The sequence below is a fragment of the Pseudomonas shahriarae genome (assembly GCF_014268455.2).
GTDB classification, from domain to species: domain Bacteria; phylum Pseudomonadota; class Gammaproteobacteria; order Pseudomonadales; family Pseudomonadaceae; genus Aquipseudomonas; species Aquipseudomonas shahriarae.
The window spans coordinates 3,262,203-3,275,329 of the sequence record NZ_CP077085.1 but is presented as its reverse complement, the minus strand read 5'-3'; the positions used below and the strand labels follow the sequence as shown (position 1 = coordinate 3,275,329).

The window sequence follows — 13,127 nt, the reverse complement described above, 5'->3', positions numbered from 1 at the left end:
TTCCCTTTTGTGCATCTGGTAGCAATGGACTACGGCTTGTGGACGGATCAGTTTGCCAGTTGTGCAGTTTTCCATACCACTGCGGTGTCTATACCTAAGCTTTGCTCGGATTAGTCCTACAGTCATCAGTACGTTCACTACGTAACCTCTGCGCCTTACAGGTGAGGCTTCATTCCACGGGAACGAGCCAAGCCGTTTTTACAGGCGCTACCCAGAGAGTGAACCCCCGATGTCATTACCTACCAAATTCGAGCTCAAGCCCTTGAGCAAGATGATGCATGTTCCAGCCATTAGCGTGCTTCTGCTTGCAGCGATGCACACCAGCGTCCAAGCGGATCAACTGATCGGTGAGTCAAGGACCATTGGCCCCCATGAGATGAAAAATGACTGGCAGTTGGATCATAAGTCCGAGCTGACCGTCAACGGTGCTCGCGCCGGAAATATCCTGGCCAACGACTCGACGCTGAATGTCAATACCGGCAGCCGGATCGAAGATATCCGTGCGACGCAGGGCTCCACCGTCAACGTTGACGGCGCCACTGTTGAATCCAACCACTCGATATGGGGGGCGGTGCGCCTGGATGACAGTGCGGCCATCATCCGAAACAGTGCCATCATCAGCCACACAACTTTCGGTCTGCAGGCGTACCAGAGTTTCAATTCCGACAAGGGCGGCATTGCCCAGGTGTTCAACAGCATCATCCGGGGGGAAAAGAGTGGGGCAGTAGCCACGGGCAATGCTGAGTTGCACTTCAATCAGAACACTGTGGTCGAAGGCACCGGCGCCGATAGTGATGGCGTGTGGCTCGACGGTGCAACGGCGACTGCCAGCCAAAGCAGCATCATCGGCGGCAAGAATGGCGTGTTGTTTACCAACGACGCTGGCAGCAGCGATGCCGGCAAACTGGTGCTGGATAACTCCAGCGTCGAAGGGCGCAACGGCTCGGCCATTGTCGTGGAAGGTCACCCTGGCGCGGAGATGGAAGTTGAAATCGACGTGCGCAACGGCTCAACCCTGACCGGTGGCAATGGCGTGCTGCTGGAAGTCAACGGCGGTGCCCAGGCGAGCATGAATGTCGATAGCAGCCGGTTGAAAGGCGACGTCATTGTCGAAGATGGCAGCACGGCACATTTGAACCTGGAAAACAGCTCCGGGCTCAAAGGCCAGCTGCAGAATGTCACCAGCTTGAACGTAGGCAATGGGTCGTACTGGGAGTTGACCGCCGACAGCCAGGTGGGTGCCTTGAACCTGGTGGACGGTACGGTGATATTCGGCCACACCGATGCGTTCTATCAGTTGGACCTGGACAGTCTCGACGGCAACGGCACCTTCGTCATGGGTACCGATTTTGCCAACGGCGTCACGGACTTCCTGAACATCAGCGGCGAAGCCCACGGCAGTCACAGCCTGTTGCTCGCAGCCAGCGGTACAGAGCCGGTCAGCCCCGAAGCGATTCGTATCGTGCATACCGGCGGCGGTGACGCGCAGTTCTCACTGGCGGGCGATGTCGTCGACGTGGGTGCCTATTCCTATGGTCTGAAAAAGGATGGCACCGATTGGTTCCTCGACCCGAACAACCGCGTGATCAGCCCGGCTACTCGCTCGGTCATGGCGTTGTTCAATACCGCCCCCACGGTCTGGTACGGCGAGGCGACTTCCCTGCGTACGCGCATGGGCGAGCTGCGTTTCGAGCCTGGTCAGGCGGGTGTGTGGATGCGTGGTTATGGCAACAAGTACAAGGTGGCCGAGAGCACCGGGGTTGGCTACAACCAGAACCAGCAGGGCTTTACCCTGGGTGCTGACACGCCGTTGGCCGACAGCCAGTGGCTGGTGGGTGTGATGGCCGGCCATAGTACTTCGGGCTTGAACCTAAAGCGCGGTACGTCGGGCACAGTGAAGAGCTACTACGTGGGTGCTTACGCAACCTGGCTGGATGAAGAGAGCGGTCTGTATTTCGACGCCGTGGCCAAGCTCAACCGTTTCCATAACGAGTCCAAGGTCGGCTTGAGTGACGGCACCAAGTCCAAGGGCAAGTACGCCAACACCGGCGGTGGCCTGTCGGCAGAGTTCGGTCGCAATATCAAGCTGGACGACGGTTACTTCGTCGAGCCGTATGCCCAGCTGTCCACCGTGGTGATCCAGGGCGCCAACTACAACATGAAAAATGGCCTGCACGCCGATGGCGAGCGCACCCGCTCGATCATGGCCAAGGCCGGTGCGACGGTGGGGCGTGACATCCAGCTCGACAGTGGCAGCGTACTCCAGCCTTACCTGCGGGCGGCGATGGTGCATGAGTTTGCCAACAACAATAAGGTCGCGGTGAACAACCATGAGTTCAACAACGACCTATCGGGTTCACGCGCCGAGTTCGGTGCGGGCGTCGCGGTTAAGTTGTCGCAAAACCTGCAACTGCACGCCGACCTAGAGCACAGCAGCGGTGGCCGGGTCGAGCAGCCATGGGGTGCCAACGTAGGTGTGCGCTACAGTTGGTAAAGACTTGACGCTTATTAACGCCCGTATCGAAAGATACGGGCGTTTTTTTTTGCTTTTGCATAATCGATCAACTGGTTACGTCGAAACCGACTTCCAGTGTGTGTGGGTTCCCGTTGACATCTTCATCGGTGGTGCCATTCAGCGTGCCGCTGATTTTGATGATGCCGGCTTCCAGGTTGTTAATGATCAACGTTCCTGTGGAGCAGCGCACGGCGTAATGAATCGTAGGCGACTTGACGGCATACCAGACATTGACCTTATTGGACTGCCACTTATCCAGCTCTAATACCTGCCCATTGCGAATGGTGTCGGGCAGTTCAATCGTGATTTTTTTCACGGTGACTGCATTATCAGCATGTCGTGCTAGAAGGCGGTAGATGGCCGCGTCATGGTCATGCACCAGGGTCAAAGTCTGAAAGTGGACCGATATCGTATCGATAAATGCGTCGAATGTACCGGTGGCGCTGAGGGCCTTGGGGTACAGTGCTTTTTGTTGCGCAGGGGACAACTGTTGCGCTTGTACGCTCATGATCGCTTCTCCATCGCTGATGATTGTGCGAATAACAGAGGTTTCGAGGGCTCTGTTCGAGTCATGAAATAGCAGTGTGCGTGGGCTGTAAACTGTCAGAACTAACAGTATACGAAGGCAGCGACTCATGAGTGATGCGTGGCCTGACTCGGCACCTGGCCTGAAAGCATCAGACGCCTTTGCACGGGATTTTCTACTGTGAGGAGTGACAGTCTAATAACCTGCCATTAATACGCTTTAGTTCTAAGCCCGATGCAATTTCAAGCAAAAAGACCCGCCGCAATATTGATCGAGAACCCCAATATCGCCGTATTGAACAGAAACCCGATCAGCGACTGCCCCAGTACCACTTTGCGCATGGCGCGGGTAGCCACTCCCACATCCGAGGTCTGCACGGCGACGCCGATGGTGAAGGAGAAATACAGAAAGTCCCAGTAGTTGGGGGTCAGCAGCCCCTCGGCAAAGCGCAACGCCGGCGCCTTGCCCTCCCAGGTGTAATACAGGCGAGCATAGTGCACGCTGAAAATCACCCCGATCAGCAGCCACGAACCAATCACCGTCACCCCGGTAAAGCCGTAATGCAGCAGGCGTTCGGCAGTGTCCAGGTCCTTGCTGCCGGCCAGGCCAACGGCAATCGTCGCCAGGCTGGCAATCGCCGCAATGCACACCATAAATAACACCAGGCCGGCGTTTTCATCCTCGACCTCGGCGATGCGCTTGACGTCCTCGGCCTTGGCACGGATGGTCAGGCGCAGCATCAGCACCAGGTAGGTCCAGACCCCGACGTTCCAGCCGATCAGGATTTTGCTGAGGATTGAGTCGAAGGGCGCCAGGATGCCGATTGCCAGGCCCAGGACGGCGGCAGCGGACAGGCGAGGGTGGGTTCGGGCGAGGAAGGGCATAGTGCTCACAAATGCGGGATGTTTGAGCACCATAGCCTATTCCTGCAGGAGCCGGCTTGCCGGCTCCTGCAGGGGGCTGATCAATCTTTGCGTTTGCGCACCAGTTTCATGACGACCACAAAGAACACCGGCACAAACACCACCGCCAGTGTCGCCGTGATCATGCCGCCAATCACCCCGGTCCCAATCGCCTGCTGGCTCGCCGAACTGGCGCCGGTGGCAATCGCCAACGGCACCACGCCCAGAATGAACGCCAGCGAAGTCATGATGATCGGTCGCAGACGCAAGCGTGCGGCCTTCAATGTCGCGTCAATCAGGTCTTCGCCCTGGTCATACAGGTCCTTGGCGAACTCGATGATCAGGATCGCGTTTTTCGCCGACAGCCCGATGATCGTGATCAAGCCGACCTTGAAGAACACGTCGTTGGGCATGCCGCGCAGCGACACCGCCATGACCGCGCCCAACACGCCCAACGGCACCACCAGCAGCACCGAAGTGGGGATCGACCAGCTCTCATACAGCGCCGCCAGGCACAGGAACACCACCAGCAGCGACAGCATCAACAGCAGCGGCGCCTGGGAGCCTGACAAGCGCTCCTGCAAGGACAACCCGGTCCATTCCTGGCCCAGGCCGGCTGGCAATTGGCTGACCAGACGCTGGATTTCTTCCATCGCCTCGCCGGTGCTATGACCGGGTGAGGCTTCACCCGAAATAGCGATGGCCGGGTAACCGTTGTAACGGGTCAACTGCGCCGGGCCCTGGACCCAGCGCGCTTCGACAAATGCCGACAGCGGCACCATCTTCCCGGCGTTGTTGCGCACATGGATCTTCATCAGGTCTTCGACCTGGCTGCGCTGGTCGCCTTCGGCCTGTACCACCACGCGCTGCATGCGGCCCTGGTTGGGGAAGTCGTTGATGTAGGCCGAGCCAACGGCCGAGGACAGGATATTGCCCACATCGGCAAACGACACGCCCAGGGCATTGGCCCGCTTGCGGTCCACCTCCAACTGCACTTGCGGCGCCTCGGCCAGGGCACTTTCGCGCACATTGGCCAGGATCGGGCTTTTTTCCGCAGCCGCCAGCAGTTCGGTACGGGCTGCCATCAACGCGGCATGGCCGACGCCGCCCCGGTCCTGCAAGCGGAACTCAAAGCCGCTGGAGGTACCCAGGCCATCCACCGGTGGTGGCAGCACGGCATAGGCCATCGCATCCTTGAGTTCGGTAAAGGCCATGTTGGCGCGATCGGCAATCGAGGCCGCCGAATCGTCGCTGCTGCGCTCGGACCAATCCTTGAGCGTGGTAAACGCCAGCGCCGCATTCTGCCCGGAACCGGAGAAGCTGAACCCCATGATCATCGTCGTATCACCGACGCCCGGCTCGGTGGCGTTATGCGCTTCGATCTGCTCGGCCACCAGCACCGTACGGTTCTTGCTCGCGCCCGGCGGCAACTGGATATCGGTGATGGTGTAGCCCTGGTCTTCCACCGGCAGGAACGAGGCGGGCAGGCGGCTGAACAGGAAGCCCATGCCCACCAGCAGGACCAGGTAGATCAGCAGGTAGCGGCCGCTGCGCTTGAGGGCATAGGCAACCCAGCCTTCGTAGCGGTCGGTCAGTTGTTCAAAGCGCCGGTTGAACCAGCCGAAGAACCCACCCTTGGTATGGTGCTCGCCCTTGGCAATCGGCTTGAGCAACGTGGCGCACAGGGCCGGGGTCAAGGACAGGGCGAGAAACGCCGAGAACAGGATCGAGGTGGCCATCGACAGCGAGAACTGCTGGTAGATCACCCCCACCGAACCCGACATAAAGGCCATCGGCAGGAACACCGCCACCAGCACCAGGGTAATGCCGATGATCGCCCCGGTAATCTGGCCCATGGCCTTGCGTGTGGCTTCCTTGGGCGACAGGCCCTCAGTCACCATGATCCGCTCGACGTTCTCCACCACCACAATCGCATCGTCCACCAGGATGCCGATGGCCAGCACCATGCCGAACATGGTCAGCACGTTGATCGAGAAACCCAGCAACAGCATGGTGGCGAAGGTGCCCATCAGTGCAATCGGCACCACCAGCGTCGGGATCAGGGTGTAGCGGATGTTTTGCAGGAACAGGAACATCACCGCAAACACCAGCGCCATCGCCTCCAGCAGGGTGTATATCACCTTGGTGATCGAGACCTTGACGAACGGCGAGGTGTCGTAAGGGATCTTGTACTCGACATTGGCCGGGAAGTAGCGCGACAGCTCATCCATCTTTGCCCGCACCAGGGTCGCGGTGCTCAAGGCATTGGCGCCGGGCGACAGTTGCACGCTGACGGCGGTGGAGGGCTTGCCGTTCAGGCGCGTGGAGAACTGGTATTCCTGGCTGCCGATCTCGACCCGCGCCACATCACCAATACGCACGGTGGAACCGTCCGGGTTGGCCTTGAGCACAATGTCGGCAAACTCGGCCGGCGTGGAGAGCTGGCCCTTGACCAGAATCGACGCGGTGATTTCCTGGGTATTGGTGCCCGGCAGATCACCGATGCTACCGGCCGAGACCTGGGCGTTCTGCGCGGTAATCGCCGCATTGACGTCGGCCGGGGTCAGGTTGAAACCGATGAGTTTCTGCGGGTCGATCCAGATCCGCATCGCCCGCTCGGCGCCGTACAGCTGGGCCTTGCCCACGCCGTCGAGGCGCTTGAGCTCGTTCATCACGTTGCGCGCCAGGTAATCGCTGAGCGCCACGTCGTCGAGCTTGCCGTCGCTGGAGGTCAAAGTCACCAGCAGCAGGAAGCCGGCGGACACCTTCTCCACCTGCAAGCCTTGCTGGGTCACGGCTTGCGGCAGGCGCGGCTCCACGGCCTTGAGGCGGTTCTGCACATCGACCTGGGCCATTTCCGGGTCGGTGCCCGGCTGGAAGGTCGCGGTGATGGTGGCCGAGCCGAGGCTGCTCTGGGATTCGAAATACAGCAGGTGGTCGGCGCCGTTGAGCTCCTGCTCGATCAGGCTGACCACGCTTTCATCCAGGGTTTGCGCCGAAGCGCCCGGGTACACCGCGTAGATTTCCACTTTCGGCGGCGCGACGTTGGGGTACTGCGCCACCGGCAACTGCGGGATGGCGAGGGCGCCGGCCAGCAGGATAAACAGGGCGACCACCCAGGCGAAGATCGGGCGGTCAATAAAGAACTGCGGCATTGTCTCTGATCCCTTTGATTACTGGCCGGCTGCCTGGGCGACAGGCGCGACGCTGGCATCCACTTCGACTTTTTCGCCGGGGCGTGCGTGTTGCAGGCCTTCGACGATGATGCGGTCCCCAGCCTTCAGGCCGCTGTTGACCACCCAGCGATCATTGATCGCCGCGCCCAACTCCACCGGCTGCTGGCTGACGTTCTGCTCGGCGTCCACGAGCAACACCATGGGGATGCCGGCGCTGTCACGGGTGATTGCGCGCTGCGGCACGCTCAGGCCTTGCTGGTCGACCGCCTGCTCCAGGCGTACGCGGATAAAGCTGCCGGGCAATAGGTCGAGGTCCGGGTTGGGGAATTCGCTGCGCAGGATGATCTGCCCGGTACCGGGGTCTACGGAAATCTCCGCGAACAGCAACTTGCCCGGCAGCGGATAGAGGCTACCGTCATCCTGGATCAGCGTGGCCTTGGCCTGGTCCTGGCCCACTTGCTTCAAATGCCCGGCGCGGAAAGCGCGGCGCAGGTCATTGAGTTCGCGGGTGGATTGGGTCAGGTCGGCGTGGATCGGGTCCAGTTGCTGGATCAGCGCCATGGGCGTGGCTTCGTTCTGCCCCACCAGGGCGCCTTCGGTCACCAGCGCGCGGCCGATACGCCCGGAGATCGGCGCGGTCACGGTGGCATAGCCAAGGTTGAGCTTGGCGCGTTGCACCGCTGCCTGGTTGGCCGCGACATCCGCGGCGGTTTGCCGGGCGGCGGCGCGGGCGTTGTCGTAGTCCTGGGCGCTGATGGCATTGCCTTCGACCAACTGGCTGTAGCGCTGCTCTTGCAGGCGCGCCTGGAAGGCATTGGCCTCGGCCTTGCGCAGGCTGGCCTGGGCGCTGTCGAGGTCGGCCTTGAACGGCGCCGGGTCAATACGGAACAGCACGTCGCCCTGTTTGACGTCATGGCCTTCCTTGAACACCCGTTGAAGCACCACGCCCGCAACCCGGGCGCGCACTTCGGCGATGCGCGGTGCGACGATCCGCCCACTCAGCTCGCTGCTGATGGACAGGGGCTTGGCTTCGAGGGTTTCGATCCGCACCTTGGCCAGGGGCATTTCGGGGGTGTCGCCTGCGGAGTTGCCACACGCACCCAGGGCCAGGGTCAGTGCCAGCAGGCAAAACGGCGCAAACAGATTCTTTGACATGCTCTTATCCCAATATTGACTGGCGCATCCTACGGGCGCCCCCGACTCGGTGCTGTGAAGCTGTGTAGGTGGTCTGTGAAGAAATGTAAGGTACGGCGCACGCCGAGGCGCGTGCGTATATCCTTCACGGCTGTGGATCCTAACAAGCTCTTCTGATCAATGACGATCTAATGTGAAACTGTATTATTTGGAAACACCATGCCCAACATCCTCCTGGTCGAAGACGACGCCGCGCTGTCCGAGCTGATTGCCAGTTACCTTGAACGCAATGGCTATCACGTCAATGTGCTCAGCCGTGGCGACCATGTGCGTGAACGGGCGAGGCTCAACCCACCAGACCTGGTGATCCTCGACCTGATGCTGCCTGGCCTCGATGGCCTGCAAGTCTGCCGCCTGCTGCGCGCCGATTCGGCCGGCCTGCCAATCCTGATGCTCACCGCCCGCGATGACAGCCATGACCAGGTGCTGGGCCTGGAAATGGGCGCCGACGACTACGTGACCAAACCCTGCGAGCCACGGGTGCTGCTGGCCCGGGTGCGCACCCTGTTGCGCCGCAGCAGCCTCAGCGAGCCACAGGCGGCCAACGACCAGATCCTGATGGGCAACCTGTGCATTGACCTGTCGGAACGCGCCGTGACTTGGCGCGAGCAGACGGTGGAGCTGTCCAGCGGCGAATACAACCTGTTGGTGGTGCTGGCCCGGCATGCCGGCGAAGTACTCAGTCGCGACCAGATCCTGCAGCGCCTGCGGGGCATCGAGTTCAACGGCACCGACCGTTCGGTGGATGTGGCCATCTCCAAGCTGCGCCGCAAGTTCGACGACCATGCCGGCGAGGCGCGCAAGATCAAGACGGTATGGGGCAAAGGCTACCTGTTCAGTCGCTCCGAGTGGGAATGCTGACACCATGTTCCGCGCCCTGATCCGTCTCTACCTGCTGACCATCGTGACCTACAGCGCAGCGATCTACTTGATCCCCATGGGCATCATCGAGGTCTTCCACGACCGCTACATGAACTACAACATCGAGCAGTCCCGTGGCTTGCAGAGCCTGATCGTGCGCCAGTACCACAGCCGGCCGGTGGAGCGCTGGTCCGAGGTCACCGACCAATTGGCACGGGATTTTGCGCCGCTGAAGGTGCAACTGATGCATCGCCAGGACGCCCGCTACACACCCGACGAGGAGCGACTGCTGGAGCAGGGCAAGCCGGTGATCCGCCTGGGGGAGTGGGGCTGGATGGAGGAGATCAGCTCGCCGCTCAATGGGCAGTTGGCGGTTAAATTGACCATCCCCCCCGACCCGCTGGACATGAACCTGCTGTACTGGACCATGAACGTGCTGATCGGCGCGGCGTTGCTGGGCGGCCTGTTGATCTGGCTGCGCCCGCATTGGCGCGACCTGGAGCGCCTCAAGGTCACCGCAGCGCAGTTGGGCCGGGGCCGCCTGGAGGAGCGTACGCATATTCCCCCCAGCTCCAACATCGGCAGCCTGGCGGCGGTGTTCGACACCATGGCCAACGACATCGAGCACCTGCTCAACCAGCAGCGGGACTTGCTCAACGCGGTGTCCCACGAACTGCGCACACCGCTGACCCGCCTGGATTTCGGCCTGGCCCTGGCGTTGTCCGAAGATCAGCCGGCCGCCAGCCGCGAGCGCCTGCAAGGCCTGGTGGCGCATATCCGCGAGTTGGATGAGCTGGTGCTGGAGTTGCTGTCCTACAGCCGCCTGCAAAACCCGGCGCATCTGCCCGAGCGGGTGGAGGTGGTGCTCGATGAGTTTATCGACAGCATCCTGGGCAGCATCGACGACGAGCTGGAGAACCCGGAGATCGTGATTGATGTGGTACTGGAGTGCGCCGTGGAGCGTTTTACCCTCGACCCACGCCTCACCGCCCGTGCCCTGCAAAACCTGCTGCGCAATGCCATGCGCTATTGCGAGCGACGGATCCAGATCGGCGTCAAGGTCTGCGCCAAGGGCTGTGAAATCTGGGTGGATGACGATGGCATCGGCATCCCCGAAGAGCAGCGCGCCCGGATCTTCGAGCCGTTCTACCGCCTGGACCGCAGCCGCGACCGCGCCACCGGCGGCTTCGGCCTGGGCCTGGCGATCAGCCGCCGGGCGGTGGAAGCACAAGGCGGCACACTCACGGCCCAGGCCTCGCCACTGGGCGGCGCACGCCTGCGGCTATGGTTGCCCACCTGAAAACACCGGCAACTGTCTGCCTGGAGCGGGTTTGTGTTTTTATGCAGTCCTGCTTTTGGCACATGCACAGCCTTACCGGCCCTGATACACCCTTGCTATAGTTCGGCCCTTATCAGCCGCCAGTCAAGGATCACTGCCATGTCCGAATACCAAGCCTTTGTCGTCGAACTCCACGGCAACGTCGCCCATGTGCAGATTAATCGCCCGGAAAAGATCAACGCCATGAACGCGGCGTTCTGGAGCGAAATCGTCGAGATTTTCCAATGGATCGACGACACCGACGCTGTACGCGCCGTGGTGTTGAGCGGCGCCGGCAAGCATTTTTCCTCGGGCATCGACCTGATGATGCTGGCCTCGGTGGCCAACGAATTTGGCAAGGACGTGGGACGCAATGCGCGCCTGCTGCGGCGCAAGATCCTGCAACTGCAGGCCTCGTTCAATGCCGTGGATAATTGCCGCAAGCCGGTACTGGCGGCGATCCAGGGCTATTGCATCGGCGGCGCCATCGACCTGATCAGCGCCTGCGACATGCGTTACGCCGCTGACGACGCGCAATTCTCGATCAAGGAAATCGACATCGGTATGGCCGCCGACGTCGGCACCCTGCAACGCCTGCCACGTATCATCGGTGACGGCATGCTGCGCGAACTGGCCTACACCGGGCGCACCTTCGGCGCCGAAGAAGCGCGCAGCATCGGCCTGGTCAACCGCACCTTTGCCGACCACGCCAGCCTACTGGCCGGGGTGATGGACCTTGCCGCGCAAATCGCCGCCAAATCGCCGATTGCCGTCACCGGCACCAAGGCCATGATCAGCTATATGCGTGACCACAGCATCAACGACGGCCTGGAATACGTTGCCACCTGGAACGCTGCTATGTTGCAATCCAACGACCTGCGCGTGGCCATTGCGGCCCATATGAGCAAGCAGAAACCCGAATTCGTGGATTGACTGAATATGACCCCAGGCTGGATCACCACAACGCTGCTGGACAACGACGCCCCCGGCGGCTGGGCTGTGGCCCGTAGTCGCGAAGGTTTTTTACTCGATGACAACGGGCCGCTGTTTCCCCGGGAATGGCTCAAGCGCCAGGACCTGTCGGTGATGGCCGAACATGGCATCGGCCATCTGGACGGCGAGCCGGTGTACCTGCTGGAGCTGAACAGCCCTGGCGATGTGCCGGGTTGCCGCTGGCAGGGCCTGCGGGCGTTTATGCTGCAGGGCGATCACCGTCTGTACAAAGTCCTGGGTTATGCCGCGCAAATCGGTACCTGGGCCCGCGAGCACCGCTTTTGCGGCAGTTGCGGCCAGGCGATGGTGCAGGTGCCCCGCGAGCGCGCAATGTTCTGCCAGGCCTGCGACCTGCGCAGTTACCCGCGCATCTCACCGAGCATGATTGTGCTGATCACCCGTGGCGATGAGATTCTGCTGGCGCGTTCGCCGCGTTTCGTCACTGGGGTCTACAGCACCCTGGCCGGGTTTGCCGAGCCTGGGGAATCTGCCGAAGACTGCCTGATCCGCGAAGTGCACGAGGAAGTGCAGGTGCGGGTGCAGAACATCCAGTACGTGGGCAGCCAGTGCTGGCCGTTCCCGCACTCCATGATGCTGGGCTTTCACGCCGAGTATGCCGGTGGCGAAATCGTGCCCCAGGCCGACGAGATTGAAGATGCGCAGTGGTTCAATATCCACCAGTTGCCACCGTTGCCGGCCTCGCGCTCGATTGCCCGCTACCTTATCGACCTGTATGTGGCGCGCCGTCTAGGCCACGCTGAACCAGTGCTGCCAGGCTAGGCGCACGGTCAGGCCGAGGACTACGGTGATAAACACCGGGCGAATGAATTTGGCGCCGCCGCTGATGGCACTGCGTGCGCCAAAGAACGCGCCCACCATCACCGACAGGCCCATGCTCAGGCCGACAATCCAGTCCACCGAACCGTTGAAGATAAACACCGACAGCGCCGCCGCGTTGCTGACGAAGTTCATGCTGCGCGCCACGCCGCTGGCCTTGACCAGGTCCACGGGGTACATCAGCAGGGTGCTGACGGTCCAGAATGCGCCGGTGCCGGGACCGGCCACGCCATCGTAGAAGCCCAGGGCCAAACCCTGGGTCGACTGCCACTTCTTCTTGATCGGCGCATCGGCGTCCAGCGGCGCCTTGGGCGTACCGCCAAACAACAGATAGATACCGCAGGCGAAGACGATCACCGGCAGCATCTTGTTCAGCCATTCGGCGGGCAGGTAATGGGCGACGATGGCCCCCAGCAGCGCGCCGACCAGGGTGCCCACGATCGCATGGACCCACTGGCGCGGATGGAACAGCTTGCGCCGGTAGAAGGTAAAACTGGCGGTGGCCGAACCGAAGGTCGAACTCAGTTTATTGGTGCCCAGTACCAAATGGGGCGGCATACCGGCGGTGAGCAGGGCCGGGGTGGTGAGCAAACCACCGCCGCCGGCAATGGCGTCGATAAAACCGGCAATAAAGGCAACCACGGCCAGAATGGCCAGGGTGGTGAGGTCAACGCTGAGTTCAAAAGGCATGGAGGCGACTTATTTTCGGCGAGGCGCAGAAGGGGTTGCGCGAAAGTCCGATAGCTTACCTATAACCGAATGTTACGGCGACTGTTGCACACGCTCCATCCCTCGCCACGGTGTT

General features: G+C 61.4%; 10 protein-coding genes. 5 read left to right on the top strand and 5 right to left on the bottom strand.

Features of this window, described 5'->3' with window-relative positions; translation table 11 throughout:
• Positions 1–229: 229 nt before the first annotated feature.
• Positions 230–2,494: an autotransporter outer membrane beta-barrel domain-containing protein gene (locus HU773_RS14520; RefSeq protein WP_057959443.1), complete on the top strand. Its 2,265-nt coding sequence runs from the start codon at positions 230–232 to the stop codon at positions 2,492–2,494.
• Positions 2,495–2,561: 67 nt separating this feature from the next.
• Here HU773_RS14520 and HU773_RS14515 read toward each other — a convergent pair whose 3' ends face one another.
• The 4 genes from HU773_RS14515 to HU773_RS14500 all read right to left on the bottom strand — a co-directional run bounded on the left by HU773_RS14515 (position 2,562) and on the right by HU773_RS14500 (position 8,274).
• Positions 2,562–3,023 carry a hypothetical protein gene (locus HU773_RS14515; RefSeq protein WP_057959444.1) on the bottom strand — a complete coding sequence of 154 codons (462 nt, stop codon included), beginning with the start codon at positions 3,021–3,023 and terminating at the stop codon, positions 2,562–2,564.
• A 260-nt stretch (positions 3,024–3,283) separates the two neighbouring features.
• A complete protein-coding gene (locus tag HU773_RS14510; RefSeq protein ID WP_186625421.1) occupies positions 3,284–3,925 on the bottom strand; it encodes a DUF1345 domain-containing protein in 642 nt (213 codons plus the stop codon).
• Positions 3,926–4,005: 80 nt separating this feature from the next.
• On the bottom strand, positions 4,006–7,098 hold the full coding sequence (locus HU773_RS14505; RefSeq protein WP_057436669.1) for a multidrug efflux RND transporter permease subunit: 3,093 nt from the start codon (positions 7,096–7,098) through the stop codon (positions 4,006–4,008).
• An 18-nt stretch (positions 7,099–7,116) separates the two neighbouring features.
• Positions 7,117–8,274 carry an efflux RND transporter periplasmic adaptor subunit gene (locus tag HU773_RS14500; protein WP_057959446.1) on the bottom strand — a complete coding sequence of 386 codons (1,158 nt, stop codon included), beginning with the start codon at positions 8,272–8,274 and terminating at the stop codon, positions 7,117–7,119.
• Between the two features lie 198 nt (positions 8,275–8,472).
• Here HU773_RS14500 and HU773_RS14495 point away from each other — a divergent pair, with 198 nt between their 5' ends.
• The 4 genes from HU773_RS14495 (at position 8,473) to nudC (ending at position 12,265) form a co-directional block, all read left to right on the top strand.
• Complete coding sequence (locus tag HU773_RS14495) at positions 8,473–9,174, top strand: response regulator (RefSeq protein WP_057436665.1); 702 nt, start codon at positions 8,473–8,475, stop codon at positions 9,172–9,174.
• A gap of 4 nt (positions 9,175–9,178) precedes the next feature.
• Positions 9,179–10,474: an ATP-binding protein gene (locus tag HU773_RS14490; RefSeq protein WP_120733192.1), complete on the top strand. Its 1,296-nt coding sequence runs from the start codon at positions 9,179–9,181 to the stop codon at positions 10,472–10,474.
• Between the two features lie 138 nt (positions 10,475–10,612).
• Positions 10,613–11,425 (top strand): crotonase/enoyl-CoA hydratase family protein, encoded by an 813-nt coding sequence (locus HU773_RS14485; RefSeq protein WP_057959447.1) that lies wholly within the window; start codon positions 10,613–10,615, stop codon positions 11,423–11,425.
• 6 nt (positions 11,426–11,431) lie between these two features.
• The gene (gene nudC / locus HU773_RS14480) at positions 11,432–12,265 is read left to right on the top strand and encodes an NAD(+) diphosphatase (RefSeq protein ID WP_057959448.1); all 834 of its coding nucleotides are present in this window, start codon (positions 11,432–11,434) and stop codon (positions 12,263–12,265) included.
• Here the strand turns inward: nudC and HU773_RS14475 are convergent.
• Positions 12,233–13,012, bottom strand: coding sequence for a TSUP family transporter (locus tag HU773_RS14475; RefSeq protein ID WP_057436653.1), 780 nt, complete (start codon positions 13,010–13,012; stop codon positions 12,233–12,235). The two genes, nudC and HU773_RS14475, sit on opposite strands and share 33 nt — an antisense overlap.
• Positions 13,013–13,127 lie beyond the last annotated feature (115 nt).